Origin of the sequence: Pseudomonas sp. IzPS59, assembly GCF_014863505.1 — a bacterium.
Taxonomy (GTDB): Bacteria; Pseudomonadota; Gammaproteobacteria; order Pseudomonadales; family Pseudomonadaceae; genus Aquipseudomonas; species Aquipseudomonas kribbensis.
Genome location: NZ_CP062251.1, coordinates 3201252 through 3218055 on the forward strand (window position 1 = coordinate 3201252; position 16804 = coordinate 3218055).

The following is a 16804-nucleotide window of genomic DNA, read 5'->3' on the forward strand; positions in this document are numbered from 1 at the left end:
CGCGGCAACGGCAGGCTTGACTGTTGAAAATCGCTCCATGATGATGGCGTCATGAATGTATTAACGAAAATTATTGTTGCGTATTACGGCTATCGACTCAACCTTTGAGGCGATGACGGCTGCACGCGTCCCATTCGCCTGAGGCGAACAGGATGCCCTTCCTCTCTCCTCGGGCACTTTCCCTGGAGAGCACCATGACTGAACCTTCCCCGGACCTTATAGCCCATTTGCAGGCGCGCGGATTTATCCACCAGAGCACCGACCTGGACGGTCTGCGCAAACACCTCGCCACTGGCCGCCGGACGATCTATCTAGGCTTTGACGCCACCGCCGATAGCCTGCATGTCGGCCATTTGCAGGGCTTGATGCTGATGCGCTGGTTACAGAAGGCGGGTCACCGGCCTATTCTGCTTATCGGTGGCGCAACCACGCGGATTGGTGATCCCAGCTTCCGCGATGAGAGCCGCCCGATCCTCGACGAGGCGCAGATTCAAGCCAATATCACCGGCATCACACGCACCTTCGCACGTTACCTGACACTCGCCGCCGACGCCGGCAAGGTCGTGGACAATGCTGAGTGGCTGGATGGCATCGGCTACTTGCGCTTTCTTGATCAGGTCGGACGCTACTTCTCGATCAATCGGCTGCTGACCTTTGATGCGGTCCGGCAACGTCTGGATCGCGAGCATTCACTGTCGTTTCTGGAATTCGGCTACACGCTTTTGCAAGCTCATGACTTCACCGAGCTGGCCAAACAATACGATTGCACGGTGCAATTGGGGGGCGCTGATCAGTGGGCGAACATCATCAATGGCGTCGAGCTGGGGCGGCGGCGTGATAATCGCCAGCTGTTCGGGCTGACGATGCCTCTGCTGACCAGCAGTGACGGCAAAAAGATGGGCAAGTCCGTCAGTGGTGCGGTCTGGCTCGACGGCAGCCGCTTGTCGCCCTTTGATTTCTGGCAGTTCTGGCGTAACTGTGATGACCGCGACGTGGCGCGATTTCTGGCGTTGTTCAGCGAACTCTCGCTGACGGAGATTCAAACGCTCACCGCTGAGCAGGGTGAAGCCCTCAATCACGCCAAGTGCGTGCTCGCCGATCAGGTCACGGCACTGGCCCATGGCGCTGAGGCCGCGAGACAGGCACGTGCGGCCGCGCTGGCTATTTTTGCCGAAGGCGGTGACGCAGAACTGACGCCGATGACCATCGACCGGCGCAGCGTGCAGGCAGGAATCAGTCTGGCCGAGTTGTTGGTGCGTCTGGGCATCGAAAAGTCACGTGCGGCGGTGCGCCGACTGGCCAGTGGTCGCGGCCTGCGCCTGGACGGGATGATCGTGGAAGCGGGCGACGTCTTGTTGAACCCCGAAGCCTTGCAGTGGCGCATTAGCTTGGGGAAAAAGCGTCATTTCCATGTGCAGGTTGTGGATTGATCCGGTGCAGTGACTGAGGATTCATGGTAATTTCGTTAAAATATTAACCAAATTATTATGCTCTCTATGAACAGTCCTCGTCAGTCGTTGACGCTTAATCTTTTGCAGGCACGGGATGTGGCCATGGGGTTCTTTCGGCCGTCGCTCAACGAGCACGGTCTGACGGAACAACAGTGGCGCGTCATCCGCATTCTCAGTCAGCAGGGCGAGTTGGAAACCAATCGCCTTGCCGATCTGGCATGCATCCTCAAACCCAGCATGACAGGCGTATTGTCGCGCATGGAGGAGGCCAGGCTGATCTCACGGCGCAAACGGGACTCGGATCAACGTTGCGTGCTGGTCCGTCTGGATGACGCCGGCATGCAATGCTTCAACACCATGAGTGAGCGTATGGAGCAAAACTACCAGCGATTGCAGGCTCGCCTTGGCGAGCAAAAACTGCAGACGCTGTTGGGTTTGCTCAATGACTTGAAAGCGGTCAAGCCGTGAATGCCTGAACAAGGCGCCTGCCGATTGGCGCGCTGTGCCATGAGCCCCGGAACTGTGTTTCCAGTGAAGTGAAAACGGCCGTTGCGCGAATCCGCAACGGCCGTTTTTGTCCTACCTGGCCGGACGTGTTACTTGATGCCCAAGCACATGTACTTCTGCTCGATGTAGTCGTCGATGCCGTATTTGGAACCTTCACGGCCCAGACCCGACTGCTTGATACCGCCGAAGGGTGCCACCTCTGTCGAGATCAAGCCTTCGTTGACGCCGACCATGCCGTATTCCAGGGCTTCGCTGACGCGCCATGCACGGCCCAGGTCGCGGGTGTAGAGGTATGAGGCCAGGCCGAACTCAGTGTCGTTAGCGAGGGCGATGGCCTGCTCTTCAGTGTCGAAGCGGAAAATCGGCGCCAATGGACCGAACGTTTCGTCACGGGCCACCAGCATGTCCGGGGTGACGTCACCCAGAACGGTCGGTTCGTAGAAGTTGCCACCCAAGGTATGTGGCTGACCACCGGTCAGCAGTGTCGCGCCTTTTTCCAGCGCATCGCTGACGTGTTCTTGGACCTTGGCCACGGCCTGTGCGTTGATCAGTGGCCCTTGCTGGGCGCCTTCGGTGGCTGCGTCGGCCACCTTCAGCGCTTTGACTGCCGCCACCAGTTTCTGGCTGAAAGCGTCATAAACGCTGTTCTGCACCAGCAGCCGGTTGGTGCAAACGCAGGTCTGACCGGTATTGCGGAATTTCGAACCGATGGCGCCTTCGACGGCAGCGTCCAGATCGGCGTCTTCGAAGACGATGAACGGCGCATTGCCGCCCAGCTCCAGGCTCACCTTTTTGATGGTTTCTGCGCATTGCGCCATCAGCAATTTGCCGATACCGGTCGAGCCGGTGAACGACACTTTCTGCACCAGCGGATTGCCGGTCAGCTCGGCGCCGATCTCCCGCGAGCTTCTGCCGGGAACGATGTTCAGCACGCCCGCCGGAATGCCTGCGCGCTCGCCCAGCTCGGCCAGTGCCAGTGCCGACAACGGCGTTTCGGACGCTGGTTTCAAGACCACTGTGCAGCCCGCCGCCAGTGCCGGACCCACCTTGCGAGTGATCATTGCGTTGGGGAAGTTCCACGGTGTGATCGCCGCCACCACGCCGATGGCCTGTTTGATCACCAGCAGGCGGCGACCGTGTTTGTCATGGGGAATGATATCGCCATACACGCGCTTGGCTTCTTCGGCGAACCACTCGATGAAACTGGCACCGTAGGCGATTTCGCCACGGCTCTCGGCCAATGGCTTACCTTGCTCCCAGCTCAACAGACGAGCGAGATCTTCCTGATTGGCCATGATCAGGTCGAACCATTTACGCAGCACTGCGCTGCGCTCTTTAGCGGTTTTGCTGCGCCAGGCGGGCAGGGCGCAATGGGCTGCGTCAATGGCACGGGCGGTTTCGACCTGGCCCATGGAGCTGACTTCGACGATCACTTGACCGTTGGCTGGGTCCGTCACGTTGAAGCAGCCGCGGTTGTCCGCATCTGTCCATTGACCGTTGATGTAGCCTTGCGTACGCAGCAGATTCAGATCGTTGAGTTTCATGGTGTCTTCCAGTTTCAATACACGCCGCCGCCGGTGTTCACCGCGACAGTTTCTTTGAATTTGCCTGCCAGGCTCTGCAGCCCGCGCATCAGAACGGTGGTGTCGACACCCACCGCAACAAACGCCGCGCCCAGTTCTATGTAGCGGCGCGCGAGCGTCTCGTCAGCGCTCAGAATCCCGGCGGCTTTACCGGCTTTCTGGATACGTACGATGGCGTCCTCGATGGCCGCTTGCACCTCGGGATGCCCCGGGTTGCCGCGATAGCCCATGGACGCGCTGAGGTCTGCCGGACCGATGAAGACACCGTCGACACCTTCGACTCCTGCGATGGCATCGAGATTTTCCAGGCCTTCGCGGTTCTCGATTTGCACCAGCAGGCACATTTGCTCGTCAGCCTGATCGAGGTAGCCGGGGATGCTGTTCCAGCGTGAGGCCCGGGCCAGTGCACTGCCAACACCGCGCACGCCGTAAGGCGGGTAGTGAATGGCGCGAACGAGCTGGCGTGCCTGCCCGGCGGTTTCAACCATGGGCACCAGCAGGGTTTGCACGCCGATGTCGAGCACCTGCTTGATTAGCGCGGTGTCGCCGATGACCGGGCGAATCACCGGCTGGCTGGCGTAGGGCGCCACGGCCTGCAATTGCCCCAGCATGCCGCGCAGGTCGTTGGGCGCATGTTCGCCGTCGATCAGCAGCCAGTCGAAACCGGCGTTGGCCGCCAGCTCCGCGCAATAGGGATTGGCCAGGCCCAGCCACAGCCCGATTTGGGCTTGACCGCTCTTGAGGCGCTGTTTGAACGTGTTGATGGGCATCTTCATCAGGCAGTTCTCCACTCAGACAAAGCGGCAGGAAATGGAACCCAGCATGTCGTAGTCGACATGAAAGGTGTCGCCCGGATTGGCGGCTACCGGACGCGTGAACGAACCGCCCAAAATCACTTGGCCAGGCAGCAATGTGACGTCATAAGGGGCGAGTTTGTTGGCCAGCCACGCTACGCCTTTGGCCGGGTGGTTGAGCACGGCGGCCGAGACGCCGGACTCTTCAATCACGCCATTGCGATACAGCACGGCGGGTACTTTGCGCAGATCGATGTCGGAGGGGCGCACGGCGCGTCCACCCATGACCACACCGGCGTTGGCTGCGTTGTCCGAAATGGTGTCGAAGACTTTGCGGGTGGCCTTGGTTTGCGGGTCGACCTGCTGAATCCGTGCGTCGATGATCTCCAGCGCCGGGATCACCCATTCGGTGGCGTCCAGTACATCGAAGACCGTCACGTTCGGTCCCTTGAGCGGTTTGCCGAGAATGAACGCCAGTTCCACTTCCACGCGAGGCACGATGAAGCGGTTGAACGGGATATCTGTACCTTCGTCGAAGAACATGTCGTCCAGCAGCGCACCGTAATCCGGTTCGGTGATATTCGACGACACCTGCATGGCGCGGGAAGTCAGGCCTATTTTGTGGCCGACCAGCTTGCGCCCGTCCTTGATTTTCTGCGCGACCCAGGCGCGTTGAATGGCGTATGCGTCGTCGATGGTAATGTTGGGGTGGTCCAGGGAGAACTGGCGCACTTGTTCTCGTGAGCGTTCTGCGCTGTCCAGTTGCGCAGCGGCTTGTTGGATCAGGCTGATGTCGAGCATGGGGAGGATCTCTTATTGAGGATTGACGATGGCGGCGTTGGTGCGCAGCACCAGAAAGCCGCCGAAAGCGATGAACAGGGCCAGTAAGTAGAGGGCGAGGCTGGCGCTCTGGGTGGTGTCGCGCATCCAGCCGATCAAGTAGGGCGCGAGAAACGATGCGATGCTGCCAAACGAGCTGATCAGCGCGATGCCCGAGGCCTGGGTGGCACCCGACAGAAACGCCGGTGGCAGTTGCCAGAACATCGGCAAGGCGGCGCTTGCACCCATGCCGGCAATGATCAGCCCGCTGAGCACGACCATCGCGTTATTCGGCGCGATACCGGCAATGCTGATGCCAATGGCAGACATCAGCAGCGGCACGCACAGATGCCAGCGACGTTCCCGACGACGGTCCGAGGAGCGACCGCAGCCGATCATGAAAAAACAGCCCGCCAGATAAGGCACGGCGCTCAAAAGACCGACCTTGCCGTCGCTGCCGATACCCGCACTGTGGATCAGCGTGGGCATCCAGAACGCCAGGGTGTTGACCGCCAGCATGACCGCAAAATAAATGGCAACCAGCAGCCAGACCTGCGGATCCTTGAGGATGCCCGAAAACGAGGTGATGGTTTTGCGCTGTTCTTCTTGGTCCAGTTGCTCACGCAGTTGCTGTTTTTGCTCGGTGCTCAACCAGTTCACGGTTTCAAAATGGTCCGGCAGGCACTTGAGCACCACCAGCCCCAGCAAGACCACTGGAGCGCCTTCCAGCAGGAACATCCACTGCCAGCCACGCAGGCCGCCGAAATCGTGAAAGCCTTGAAGAATGCCGCCCGACAATGGGCCGCCAATCACGCCTGCCATGGGAACGGCAATCGCAAACAATGCAGTGATCTGGGCGCGGCGTCTGGCCGGGTACCAGCGATTGAGAAAGACCAGAATGCCGGGGAAGAAGCCGGCCTCAGCCACCCCAAGCAGAAAGCGCAGGATGTAAAAGCCGTTGGCGCTTTCGATCCACAACATGCCGGTGGACAGGGTGCCCCAGACCACCATCAGTGAGGCTATCCAGCGACGGGGGCCGACCCGGTCCAGGGCCATGTTACTCGGCACCCCGAACAGCGCGTACGCCACGAAAAACAGACCGGCACCAAACCCGTAAACGGTGTCGCTCAGGTGCAGGTCGGCGCTCATCTGCATCTTGGCAAAGCCAATGTTGATGCGGTCCAGGTGGGCAAACAGGTAGCAGATCAACAACAGCGGCATGAGCCGCCAGGTGACGATGCTGTGGGTGGTATTGCGTGCAGCGCGCAAGGTACCGGTTGCAGTATTGGCTGGGCTCATGATGTTGTACTTTTTGTTGGATGAGGTTTGCGCAGGGGCGTGGCAGCGCGGGGTTGCGCGTCAGACCGTTTTGTTGAATAGCGGATGCAGGGAACTGTGCTTGCCGTCGTAGACCTGGCCGGGGCTTTCATCGATTTGCAAGGTGATGCCGAGCGGGCGTTGCTTCAGCAGTTCACCCAAATGAGCGCTCAACACGGCGAGCAGGCTGTCGCCTACGGCCTTGTGCACGGCAGCGCTGCGACCCGCGCCCATGCGAAGATTGGCGTAAAGAAAGCCGTACTGGCCTTTGCCGTCGGCCACCGCGCTATGGGCGGCCGGGTAGGCCAGAACGCGAGTGCCGCCGGTGGGGAACACGGCTTTACCGGATTCATCGCGCTGTTCGAGCATGCTGTCGGCCAGGGCGCGGCACAGGCTGGAGACGTCGGCCTGCTGTTCCAGGTCCGGGGTATAGAGAAGCACCAAATGAGGCATGTTGGTTTTCCTGCGTCGTGATCAAGTCAGGTGCCAGGCGCTCATGGCCCGGCAACCGGTTGCGTGCGTCGCCGGGCTACAGGCGACTGGTGGGCACAACGGCACCGGGGTTGGCGGCTTGGGCCAGAGGAATGTTGGCGCCGTTCTGTGGCGTCACCGGAAACACCGCGTTGATCTGGCCAGTGCCCGAGGAGCCGAAGTAGGGCGTCACCACTTCGGCCTTGCCGTCGTAGTCACTCCAGCCCAGCGCTCCCAGCAGCATGGCGGTGTCATGCATGAAGCCTTCGCCGTGGCCTTTGGCGGCGTACTCGGGGAGCATGCCGCAGAACTCAGCCCATTCAGCGTTCTCCCACATGCTCACCACGCGGTGATCGAGGGTTTCAAGGAACGGGCTCCAGACTTTGGTGGCGAAGTCTGGCGCTTGGCCGTTCTGGGCAAAACGGTGCGACAGCGAGCCGCTGGCGAGAAACGCCACGGTGCCGTCGTAGTGATCTTCCACTGCTTTGCGCATGGCCCAGCCCAGACGGGCGCTGTCGGCAAGGTAGTGCGAGGTGCACAGCGCAGAAACCGAGATCACCTTGAAGTGCTGGTCTTTGTTCATGTAGCGCATTGGCACCAGCGTGCCGTACTCCGGACCCAGCGTGGTGGCGTGGTGCGCCATGGTTTCGACGTTGAAGCGGTTGCAGGTTTCGGCCAGCAACAGGCCCAGTTGGGTGTTGCCCGGAAACTCGTATTCCATGTTGCTGATGAAATGCGGCAGTTCGTTGCTGGTGTATACGCCCTTGAAATGGGGCCCGCACAGAACGTGATAATTGGCGTTGACCAACCAGTGAGTGTCGAACACCACGATGGTGTCCACTCCGAGTTCCCGACAGCGCCTGGCGATCTCGTAGTGCCCGTCGATGGCAGCCTGACGGAAGCCCTGGCGAGGACCCGGCAGTTCTGAAAGGTACATGGAAGGAACGTGTGTGATCTTGGCGGCTAATGCCAGCGTGCCCATGATGAGGCTCCTTTCTTGTTGTGTGGTGCTCTCGCGCCGGGTGTCTGGCCCGGCGTGAGAGGCGGTTGTCATACGCCCCAGCGAGGAATGTGGTGGCTGCCCATGGAGATACAGACGTTCTTGATTTCGGCGAAGACTTCAAAGCTGTACTGACCGCCTTCACGGCCGGTGCCCGAGCCCTTGACGCCACCGAAAGGCTGACGCAGGTCACGCACGTTCTGGCTGTTGATGAACACCATGCCCGCCTCAATGCCTCGTGCCAGGCGGTGCGCCTTGCCGATATCCTGGGTCCAGATGTAGGAGGCCAGGCCGTACTCGGTGTCGTTGGCCAGCTTCAGCGCTTCAGCTTCGTCTTTGAACGGGATCAGGCACACCACCGGGCCAAAGATTTCTTCCTGGGCGATGCGCATGTTGTTATTCACGTCAGCAAACACGGTGGGCTGAATGAACTGGCCACGGCTCAGGTGAGCGGGCAGGTTGGCCGGACGCTCCAGACCACCGGCGAGCAGGGTGGCGCCTTCTTCCAGACCAATCTTGATGTAGCCGGTGACCTTGTCGTAGTGCGCCTGGGTAATCATAGAACCCACTTGGGTTTTCGGGTCTTGCGGATCCCCGACGATCAAGCGTTTGGCTCGCGCGGCAAATTCGGCGACGAACTGCGGATACACGCTTTCCTGAATGAAGATCCGGCTACCGGCGGTGCAGCGTTCGCCGTTCAACGAGAAGATAGTGAACAGCGCCGCATCCAGTGCGCGCTCAAGGTCGGCATCTTCGAAAATCAGCACCGGAGACTTGCCGCCCAGTTCCATCGAGTATTTTTTCAGGCCAGCGGTCTGCATGATCTTCTTGCCGGTGGCGGTGCCGCCGGTGAACGAAATCGCACGCACATCGGGATGGCGCACCAGCGCATCACCGGCGGTCGCGCCATAGCCCTGAATCACGTTGAGCACACCGTTGGGAATCCCGGCTTCCACGGCCAGGCGACCGAGTTCGTTGGCGGTCAGGGGCGACAGTTCCGACATTTTCAGAACAGCGGTGTTGCCCAGCGCCAGGCACGGCGCAGTTTTCCAGGTGGCGGTCATGAACGGCACGTTCCACGGCGACACCAGACCGCAGACGCCCACTGGCTGGTACAGGGTGTAGTTGAGCATCTGGTCGTCGACCGGGTAACTGTGGCCATCCATGCGGGTGCAGACTTCGGCGAAGAAGTCGAAGTTGTGCGAGGCGCGTGGAATCAGCACGTTTTTGGTCTGGTGAATCGGCAGGCCCGTGTCCAGGGTTTCCAGCTCTGCCAGACGTGGCACGTTCTGCTCGATCAGCTCACCCAGTTTGCGCATCAGTTTTGCGCGCTGCGCCGCCGGAGTGTTGGCCCACTTGGGGAATGCTTCTTTGGCCGCTGCAACCGCCTGTGCCACTTCTTCGGCGCCACCGCTAGCGACTTCACCGATGGCCTCGCCGGTGGCCGGATTGTAGTTGACGAAGACGTCTTTGCTTTCGACTTCGCGGCCGTTAATCCAGTGCTTGATCATGGTGCTTACGCCTCTTGCTCAGCGAGCTTTTTGTTCTCGAAGAAGTCAGCTTCGCTGACGATACGGTTTACCAGACGGCCTACGCCCTCGACCTCGACAATCACTTCATCACCCGGCACCACATCGGCCAGACCTTCCGGCGTGCCGGTGGCGATCATGTCGCCTGGTTGCAAGGTCATGAAGCTGGACAAGTATTCGATCAGGTATGGAATGTCGAAAATCATGTCTTTGGTGGAGCCTTCCTGACGCAGCTCACCGTTGATCCAGGTGCGCAGAGTCAGGTCGGAAACGTCTGGCACATCGGCGACGTCGACGATCCATGGGCCGACCGGAGTCGTGGCGTCACGGTTTTTCACCCGCAGGTTGGGGCGGTAGTAGTTTTCCAGGTAGTCGCGAATGGCGTAGTCGTTGCAGACGGTGTAGCCAGCCAGATACTCCAGGGCGTCTTCGCGTTTGACGTTGCGTGCCGGCTTACCGATTACCGCCACCAGTTCGCACTCGTAGTGCATGTAGGCAACGTTGTCAGGGCGCCAGGTGGTCTGGTTATGACCGGTGTAGGTGCCGACCGATTTGACGAAGGCCAGTGGCTCGGTGGGTGGTGCAAAAGCCAGCTCTTTGGCGTGGTCAGCGTAGTTCAGACCCAGGGCGAACATGCTGCCGGACGCCGGAGGCAGCCACTGGACGTCCGATTCCTGCAGCAGTCGGCCATCGGCCAAACGCAGGGCGTTGTTGTCTTCGACCGTGGCGGCGTACACCTGGCCGTCGTAACGGATGCGTGCGTGTTTCATGGTGGGCTCCTCTTTACTCGGCCACGATGTGGTTGACGAGGCGGCCCAGGCCGCTGATGTCGACTTCGACTTTGTCGCCAGGCACGACATCGACGCGGCCTTCGGGGGTGCCGGTGATCAGCACGTCACCTGCGTGCAGGGTCATGAACTCGCTGATCTCGCTGATCAGGCGTGCCACGTCGCGCACGAAATGCGCGGTGCTGCCCTGTTGGCGCAGCTCGCCGTTGACCCACAGTTTCAGGGTCAGGTCATTGGGGTTAGCCACTTGATCCCGTGGCACCAGTTCCGGGCCAATGGCGCAAAAACCATCGCGGCATTTGGCTTTTACGGCCGGACGGTAGTAGCTGTTTTCCGGCAGGCTGAACTCGTTGACGATGGTGTAACCGGCGACGTGCGCCAGTGCATCGGCCTCACTGACGCGGCTGGCACTCTTGCCGATCACCACGCCCAGCGCCGGGCCCGGTTGCAGACGCAGGTCGCCACCAGGGTGGACCACTGCCTGATCATGACCGTTGCGGGTATTGGGTGTTTTGATGAACAACACCGGTTTGACGGGCGGCTGCTTATAGGGCGTTTCGTGGAACTGAGCGAGGTGCTCATCCACCAGACCTTGGTAATTCAGCGCAACGCCGAACAAGGTGCCGGCCGCAACGTCATGCAATGCATGGCTCATGCTTGTCTCCTGGCAGTGGCGAAGCAAACGCTGCCTCGCTCAAATTGTTAACATGTTAATGTTATAGTTAATATATTAATGATCGTCAACCTTTCCTGTGTGCTAGCCGCCATCGGGCGAGCGGTGCACCATGGGCAAGCCGTAACGTCGCCACGACAAAAAAATAATGAGTACACCGCAATGAATGACCGCCATCCGATCCCGAACATCAACATCGGCAAGGTCTACGATCAGCGCTACAGCGACAGCGAAGTCCATTACGACAGCCTGGGTAATCTCGCGGGTTTTTTCGGTCGCAACATGCCGGTTCACCGCCATGACCGGTTCTTTCAGGTGCATTACGTCAAGAGCGGCACCGTGCGCGTTTACCTGGATGACCAGCAGTACGTGGAATCGGGGCCAATGTTCTTTTTCACTCCGCCAACGATTCCGCACTCGTTTGTCACCGAGGCCGACAGCGATGGGCATGTGCTCACCGTGCGCCAACAATTGGTCTGGCAACTGATAGAAAGCGAGCCCGGCTTGGCTTCCGGTCCGCATATACCGGCGGCGTGTGTGGCGCTGGAGCGTATTGCCCCGGAATTCAAAGCGGAGGCACGTCGGCTGGAGTTTCTGTTCGATGAGTTGCACAGCGAGATGGGTAGTCAGGCTGCGGGGCAGGGTACGGCGGTATTGAACCTGACCCGGCTGGTGTTGATCAGCCTGCTCCGGTTGTGTGCCAACTCGCTGACGGCGACGCCTGCCAAGCATGAGGATTTGCAGATTTTTCATCGTTTCAATGAACTGATCGAGGCGCACTACCTGGAGCATTGGGCGCTGGGTAAATACGCGGACTCGATGGGGGTAACGGAGGCCCGGCTCAATGACGTGTGCCGCAGAGTCGCCGACCTGCCTTCCAAGCGTCTGGTTCTGGAGCGGGTGATGCAGGAAGCCCGGCGCTTGCTGTTGTTCACCGGGCACTCCGCCAATGAGATCTGCTACCAGCTCGGCTTTAAGGATCCGGCGTATTTCAGCCGTTTTTTCCAGCGCTATGCGCAGATGACCCCAGGCGAATTTCGTTTGCGTCAGGCCGGGTTGCGTTAGGCAGCAAAGGTGTTCAGATCCCATTCTTGGTTCTCAGAACGCAAAAAAACCGCGCATGGCGCGGTTGAAGAAGGTGAGAGCATTCAGACTGATCGAAACCCGGCGTGGGGAACATGCCTTTTACGGACTACCGATTGCACTTTTCAAAGCGCCCTCAGCAGGCCTTAAAGATAACATGTTAACGTGTCTGCCCGATGCCAACGCAGGCTCACCCGATGCTCTCTCTGAACCGCCCCGAACGCTTGATTGTGCTGCTGGCTGCACTGGTTGCTTTTGCGCCGCTCTCGATTGATACCTACCTTCCGAGCTTGCCACTGATTGCGCGAAGCCTGGCCACCGACCCGAGCCATGTGCAGATGACAATCGGGGTTTTCTTGCTCGGGCTGTGCCTGGGGATGTTGGTATACGGGCCGCTCTCTGACCGCTTTGGGCGGCGGCCCGTGTTGCTGACAGGCATGGTGATTTATCTAGTCGCGACGCTGGGCTGCGTCTGGGCGTCCAGTATTGAGCAGATGATCCTCTGGCGTTTCATTCAGGCACTGGGCGGCGCGGCGGCAGCGGTTCTGGCCCGTGCCATCGTGCGTGATCTGTTTGCGCTGGATGAGGCGGCCCGGGTCTTGTCAATGATGCATCTGGTGACGATGGTCGCGACGTTGGTGGCGCCCCTTGCCGGAAGCGTGTTGATGGAGTGGAGTGGATGGCGTGGCATTTTTATCGGGCTGCTGCTATTTGCAGGGGTGTGCTTCGCCGCAACCCTTAAATGGATCCCAGAAACCTCTGCCGTCGAGCACCGTGGCCGCTCGATCGGGCGCGCGTTCGCTGCCTATTGGCACATCGCCGCGCAGCCCCGGGCTTGGGGCTATATGCTGTGCATGGGGCTCTCGTTCGGTGGCATGTTTGCGTTCATCACCGCTTCGCCTTTCGTTTACGTCGACTTTTTTGGCGTTTCACCCCAGGCCTACGCGCTGTTGTTTGGCGCGAACATCGCCGGTGTTATCGTCGTCACCTTCTCCAATGCCCGGTTGGTCAAGCGTATCGGCACGTTGCGCATGCTCGGTGCCGGAGCCGTAATCGCAGGGGTGGCCGGCATTTCGCTGTTGGTGCTGGGTGTGTCGGGCCAGGCGAGTCTCGCCTCGATTGTCGGCTGCGTGATTGTCTACGTCAGTGTCACGGGCTTGTTGGGTGCCAACAGCGTGGCTAGCCTGTTGGGGCTGTTCCCTGGGCAAGCGGGCGCAGCGGCGGGGCTGGCGGTATCCGGCCAGTTCGCGCTGGGTGCTGGGTTCAGCGCGATGACCAGTGCATTTATGGATGGCTCCCCGTTACCCATGTGCGTGGCAATGGCAGTGGCCGGCATCGGGAGCTGGGGTGCTTTCATGCTGGTTTACCTTTCACATCGCACAACCACAGCGACAGGTTGTGTCCCACAATAAGTCGCTTTCGTTATTGTTTTTATCGGGATCGTTTTTTCAAGTAAGTGCGTAAGTTGCTAACATATTATTTATATTCAGCCAGGGTATTTCCTCTGCTTTCATCGTGTCGTGATCAAAACACAAGGTCCGTACTTGTGAGGTATTCTGTCGTTCGTGAATCAAGGTTGCGTGTGCCGATCTGCGCCCTTAAGCTGCAAATTCATTCACTTCACAACATGTGCCATGACAAACCCCAGACCTTCGCTGACCCTGACACTGCTGCAAGCGAGAGAAGCGGCAATGGCCTTTTTTCGTCCTGGCTTGAATGCCCATGACCTGACCGAGCAGCAATGGCGGGTAATCCGCATCCTGCGCCAGCAAGGCGAGTTGGAAAGTCATCAGTTGGCCCATCAGACGTGCATCCTGAAGCCGAGCATGAGTGGCGTACTCAAGCGCCTGGAGCGGGACGGGCTGGTAGCCCGTCGCAAATCGGCCGAAGACCAGCGACGGATCTTTTTGAGCCTGACCAACGACGGCCATCAGTGCTTCCTGTCGATGAGTGAAGGTATGGAGCGTGGTTATCAGGAGATTCAACGGCAGTTCGGCGAAGAGCGGCTGCAGCAGTTGCTAGAGCTGCTGGGCGAACTGAAAAAAATCAAGCCCTGAACCTTCCGAGGCTGCGCACAGGGCTATTTATTCAGGCGATTTTATCAGGCGCCTGAATGGGGTGGGGTGGGTTTAACTGAATCGTTCGAAACGATACAGGGCGGGGTCTGCTCAGCGCGTCGTTGTTCAACCGGGAATTGACCTTGGAATTCTGGACACGCACGCGTTCGAACGGTGAGACGTCCTCCGAGCGCCAGCGGCGCGCCAGTGCAACATCCTTGAAGAAGTACTTACCCAGTGAAATACGCAGGAAGTCACGTTGCGCACGCAGTTGCGGCAGGTACTGGCGTCCGAGCAACAGAAGGCAGGTTTCGTAAAGTTCCGCTCTGATACATCATTTAACATAATATACATTACACGTAACTATATGTTGCGAGATCAGCCCGGTTGCGCACCCGATTTCAATCTCCACCATGGCTCTTCGAAGCACCTTGCCTTTGATGCGCGGTGATCTCTCAATTTCAAATGTACGGCTCTCAATCCTCATCACGCGTCAGCTTTTCAATCAGCGCTCGATGCTGTGGATACTGCGCTGTGAGTTTCCTTCGATTCCCCATTTCCATATCCGCGAAATCAAACCCTGGCGAAACCGCTTCGCTGATCAAGCCGAATCCGTTCTCGCCATTGAGCAGTCTGGAGGCTTTCCAGATTCCGCCCGGTACGTGCAGTTGCAGATGTTGTCCTGCCAGAATGTCGCTGCCCATCACCAGCGTCTGCAGCGAGCCGTCGGCATGAATCAGGCTGTACTCGATGGCGTCGCCCAGATGGAAATAATGCAGGATGTCCGACTGGTTGAAATGAAACTGGCCAACCGGTGATTCTTCGGTCAACAGATAGTAAATCGACGTCATCAGATAACGCGGTCCGTCCGTTGTTTCGAGCATATCCCGGTGGTCGGCCTGATAGGTTCTGCGAAAAAATCCGCCTTCGACGTGAGGTTCAAGGTCCAGTGATGCGATCAGGTTTGACGCAGTAATCGAGCGTGGATTCATGACACTGCTCCAACGATTTCCAATACAGCCTGCAATAACTCGACTAAACGGTCATTTAGTGTAGTTAACCTATAATGGCTTCACATTCGAAGACGTTCGCTGCACTTCTGCTCTTGACTTTACCAAACCGCAATATGCGAATCTGCCCTCGGCTCAGTCCCTCCGCACAACACGCCACTGACCGGATCACGAAGAATGATTTGCCCCCGGCCGTAATCCGTCAGATCACAGGCGATCTGCACATTATGCCCCCGTCGTACCAAGGCATTGGCCAGATCCCTCGAAGCTCCCTGTTCGATCCCAACCTCCATTCCTCCCAGCCATTGCCAACGCGGAGCGTCCAGCGCTGACTGCGGATTCAATCCGAAATCCACCAGGTTCATGACCATCTGCACATGCCCCTGAGGCTGCATGTACCCGCCCATTACGCCAAACGGCCCAAGTGCCTTTCCGTCCTTGGTCAGGAAGCCCGGAATAATCGTATGAAACGTCTTCTTGCCCGGCGCAAGGCAGTTGGCATGTTCCGGATCAAGACTGAATTCCTGCCCCCGGTTCTGCAGTGCAATGCCGCTGTCAGGCAGCACCACACCCGAACCAAAGCCGTGGTAATTGCTCTGGATGAACGAAACCATGTTGCCTTGCCCATCGGCCGTCGCCAGATAAACCGTACCGCTGGCATGAGGATCGCCTGGCTTGGGTGGCTGTGCTTTATCGCCGATCTGCCCACGTCGCCGTGCGCTGTAGTCGTCACTCAACAGATCGGCCACCGCCACGCGCATATGCAATGGATCAGTGATGTAGTGCAAGCCATCGCTGTAGGCCAGTTTCATGGCCTCCAGCTGGCGATGCCAGGTCTGTTGACTGTCGCGATGATCGAAGTCGAAACCTTCGAGAATCTTCAGCGCCATCAGTGCAACCAGACCCTGGCCGCTTGGCGGAATTTCCCAGACATCCACACCGCGATAATTGACGTGGATCGGCTCCACCCACTGCGCCCGGTACTGCTCGAGATCCGTGGTTCGTAAATACCCGCCAGTCGCCCGTGAATGAGCGTTCAGCCGTTGGGCCAACGCGCCGCGGTACAAACTCTCGCAGCGGCTCTGCGCCAACTCTTCAAGCGTCCGCGCTTGTGCCGGATTGCGAAACAGCTCCCCTGCCCTCGGCGCCCTGCCCTCAATCAGGAACGTATCGAACCAGGCATCCAGCACTTCATCGCGATGGGGACTGAATTCGTCCAGAGCAACCTGCCACTGATGGGCAACCACGGGCGACAGCGGAAAACCATCCCGCGCCAGGCTGATCGCTGGTTGCAGCAAGTCAGCGAACGGCAACACCCCGAAGCGTTGAGAAAGCTCGGCCCAGGCCGATGGGCAACCGGGCACCGTCACCGGCGTCCAGCCATACAGCGGCATTTGTTCATGACTGGCCGCCTTGACCGCTTCGATGCTCAAAGCTGCAGGCGCATGGCCGTTGGCATTGAGGCCATGCAACTGATCCTTGAACCAGACCAGGGCAAAAGCATCACCGCCAATACCGCAACCCGTAGGCTCGACCACGGTCAGCGCTGCCGCAGTGGCGATGGCGGCGTCGATCGCATTGCCACCCTTTTGCATCATCTCGATACCGGCCTGAGCGGCCAGCGGCTGGGACGCCGCCACCATGCCTCGACGGGCAAACACGCTTTGGCGTTGCGACGGATACGGATACTCGTGAGCAGAAAATTTCAGCATGGCAAAGACT

General features: G+C 59.1%; 16 protein-coding genes and 1 pseudogene. 5 read left to right on the plus strand and 12 right to left on the minus strand.

Annotated features, from left to right (window positions below; genetic code table 11):
• The first annotated feature begins 194 nt into the window (after positions 1–194).
• Both tyrS and hpaR (IF189_RS14275) read left to right on the plus strand, forming a co-directional pair.
• Complete coding sequence (gene tyrS, locus IF189_RS14270) at positions 195–1430, plus strand: tyrosine--tRNA ligase (protein WP_192551739.1); 1236 nt, start codon at positions 195–197, stop codon at positions 1428–1430.
• Positions 1431–1496: 66 nt separating this feature from the next.
• Complete coding sequence (gene hpaR, locus IF189_RS14275) at positions 1497–1919, plus strand: homoprotocatechuate degradation operon regulator HpaR (protein ID WP_192551740.1); 423 nt, start codon at positions 1497–1499, stop codon at positions 1917–1919.
• 128 nt (positions 1920–2047) lie between these two features.
• Here hpaR (IF189_RS14275) and IF189_RS14280 read toward each other — a convergent pair whose 3' ends face one another.
• The 9 genes from IF189_RS14280 to IF189_RS14320 all read right to left on the minus strand — a co-directional run bounded on the left by IF189_RS14280 (position 2048) and on the right by IF189_RS14320 (position 10914).
• Positions 2048–3502 carry an NAD-dependent succinate-semialdehyde dehydrogenase gene (locus IF189_RS14280; RefSeq protein WP_192551741.1) on the minus strand — a complete coding sequence of 485 codons (1455 nt, stop codon included), beginning with the start codon at positions 3500–3502 and terminating at the stop codon, positions 2048–2050.
• Positions 3503–3516: 14 nt separating this feature from the next.
• A complete protein-coding gene (gene hpaI / locus IF189_RS14285; protein ID WP_192551742.1) occupies positions 3517–4317 on the minus strand; it encodes a 4-hydroxy-2-oxoheptanedioate aldolase in 801 nt (266 codons plus the stop codon).
• Between the two features lie 15 nt (positions 4318–4332).
• Entirely contained in the window at positions 4333–5136 is an 804-nt protein-coding gene (gene hpaH / locus IF189_RS14290) for a 2-oxo-hept-4-ene-1,7-dioate hydratase (RefSeq protein ID WP_192551743.1), read from the minus strand.
• A gap of 12 nt (positions 5137–5148) precedes the next feature.
• Positions 5149–6453 (minus strand): MFS transporter, encoded by a 1305-nt coding sequence (locus tag IF189_RS14295; protein ID WP_192551744.1) that lies wholly within the window; start codon positions 6451–6453, stop codon positions 5149–5151.
• Between the two features lie 60 nt (positions 6454–6513).
• Positions 6514–6924 carry a 5-carboxymethyl-2-hydroxymuconate isomerase gene (locus IF189_RS14300; RefSeq protein WP_192551745.1) on the minus strand — a complete coding sequence of 137 codons (411 nt, stop codon included), beginning with the start codon at positions 6922–6924 and terminating at the stop codon, positions 6514–6516.
• Between the two features lie 76 nt (positions 6925–7000).
• Positions 7001–7924: a 3,4-dihydroxyphenylacetate 2,3-dioxygenase gene (hpaD, locus tag IF189_RS14305; RefSeq protein ID WP_192551746.1), complete on the minus strand. Its 924-nt coding sequence runs from the start codon at positions 7922–7924 to the stop codon at positions 7001–7003.
• Between the two features lie 68 nt (positions 7925–7992).
• On the minus strand, positions 7993–9453 hold the full coding sequence (gene hpaE, locus IF189_RS14310; protein ID WP_134826895.1) for a 5-carboxymethyl-2-hydroxymuconate semialdehyde dehydrogenase: 1461 nt from the start codon (positions 9451–9453) through the stop codon (positions 7993–7995).
• A gap of 5 nt (positions 9454–9458) precedes the next feature.
• Positions 9459–10241: a fumarylacetoacetate hydrolase family protein gene (locus tag IF189_RS14315; RefSeq protein WP_192551747.1), complete on the minus strand. Its 783-nt coding sequence runs from the start codon at positions 10239–10241 to the stop codon at positions 9459–9461.
• 13 nt (positions 10242–10254) lie between these two features.
• Positions 10255–10914, minus strand: a complete 660-nt coding sequence (locus IF189_RS14320; RefSeq protein ID WP_134826897.1) for a fumarylacetoacetate hydrolase family protein — start codon at positions 10912–10914, stop codon at positions 10255–10257.
• Between the two features lie 180 nt (positions 10915–11094).
• On the opposite strand from IF189_RS14320, the gene hpaA reads away from it, so the two are divergent.
• From hpaA to hpaR (IF189_RS14335), 3 genes are all read left to right on the plus strand, one after another.
• Positions 11095–11997 carry a 4-hydroxyphenylacetate catabolism regulatory protein HpaA gene (hpaA, locus tag IF189_RS14325; RefSeq protein ID WP_192551748.1) on the plus strand — a complete coding sequence of 301 codons (903 nt, stop codon included), beginning with the start codon at positions 11095–11097 and terminating at the stop codon, positions 11995–11997.
• A 215-nt stretch (positions 11998–12212) separates the two neighbouring features.
• Entirely contained in the window at positions 12213–13427 is a 1215-nt protein-coding gene (locus tag IF189_RS14330) for a Bcr/CflA family multidrug efflux MFS transporter (protein ID WP_192551749.1), read from the plus strand.
• Positions 13428–13649: 222 nt separating this feature from the next.
• A complete protein-coding gene (gene hpaR / locus IF189_RS14335; RefSeq protein WP_192551750.1) occupies positions 13650–14072 on the plus strand; it encodes a homoprotocatechuate degradation operon regulator HpaR in 423 nt (140 codons plus the stop codon).
• 109 nt (positions 14073–14181) lie between these two features.
• Here hpaR (IF189_RS14335) and IF189_RS14340 read toward each other — a convergent pair.
• The 3 genes and pseudogenes from IF189_RS14340 to IF189_RS14350 all read right to left on the minus strand — a co-directional run.
• Positions 14182–14373 (minus strand): annotated as a pseudogene (locus tag IF189_RS14340) (D-amino-acid oxidase); the annotation flags it as partial.
• A 175-nt stretch (positions 14374–14548) separates the two neighbouring features.
• Positions 14549–15064: a cupin domain-containing protein gene (locus tag IF189_RS14345; RefSeq protein ID WP_134826950.1), complete on the minus strand. Its 516-nt coding sequence runs from the start codon at positions 15062–15064 to the stop codon at positions 14549–14551.
• A gap of 119 nt (positions 15065–15183) precedes the next feature.
• Positions 15184–16794, minus strand: coding sequence for a gamma-glutamyltransferase family protein (locus IF189_RS14350; RefSeq protein ID WP_192551751.1), 1611 nt, complete (start codon positions 16792–16794; stop codon positions 15184–15186).
• Between the last annotated feature and the right edge of the window lie 10 nt (positions 16795–16804).

Coding starts and splice junctions, on each gene's coding strand:
- hpaR (WP_192551740.1), top strand. CDS start 1,497: ATGAACAGTCCTCGTCAGTCGTTGACGCTTAATCTTTTGCAGGCACGG.
- IF189_RS14300 (WP_192551745.1), bottom strand. CDS start 6,924: ATGCCTCATTTGGTGCTTCTCTATACCCCGGACCTGGAACAGCAGGCC.
- IF189_RS14315 (WP_192551747.1), bottom strand. CDS start 10,241: ATGAAACACGCACGCATCCGTTACGACGGCCAGGTGTACGCCGCCACG.
- tyrS (WP_192551739.1), top strand. CDS start 195: ATGACTGAACCTTCCCCGGACCTTATAGCCCATTTGCAGGCGCGCGGA.
- IF189_RS14350 (WP_192551751.1), bottom strand. CDS start 16,794: ATGCTGAAATTTTCTGCTCACGAGTATCCGTATCCGTCGCAACGCCAA.
- IF189_RS14345 (WP_134826950.1), bottom strand. CDS start 15,064: ATGAATCCACGCTCGATTACTGCGTCAAACCTGATCGCATCACTGGAC.
- IF189_RS14320 (WP_134826897.1), bottom strand. CDS start 10,914: ATGAGCCATGCATTGCATGACGTTGCGGCCGGCACCTTGTTCGGCGTT.
- IF189_RS14295 (WP_192551744.1), bottom strand. CDS start 6,453: ATGAGCCCAGCCAATACTGCAACCGGTACCTTGCGCGCTGCACGCAAT.
- hpaH (WP_192551743.1), bottom strand. CDS start 5,136: ATGCTCGACATCAGCCTGATCCAACAAGCCGCTGCGCAACTGGACAGC.
- hpaD (WP_192551746.1), bottom strand. CDS start 7,924: ATGGGCACGCTGGCATTAGCCGCCAAGATCACACACGTTCCTTCCATG.
- IF189_RS14280 (WP_192551741.1), bottom strand. CDS start 3,502: ATGAAACTCAACGATCTGAATCTGCTGCGTACGCAAGGCTACATCAAC.
- hpaR (WP_192551750.1), top strand. CDS start 13,650: ATGACAAACCCCAGACCTTCGCTGACCCTGACACTGCTGCAAGCGAGA.
- hpaE (WP_134826895.1), bottom strand. CDS start 9,453: ATGATCAAGCACTGGATTAACGGCCGCGAAGTCGAAAGCAAAGACGTC.
- hpaA (WP_192551748.1), top strand. CDS start 11,095: ATGAATGACCGCCATCCGATCCCGAACATCAACATCGGCAAGGTCTAC.
- hpaI (WP_192551742.1), bottom strand. CDS start 4,317: ATGAAGATGCCCATCAACACGTTCAAACAGCGCCTCAAGAGCGGTCAA.
- IF189_RS14330 (WP_192551749.1), top strand. CDS start 12,213: ATGCTCTCTCTGAACCGCCCCGAACGCTTGATTGTGCTGCTGGCTGCA.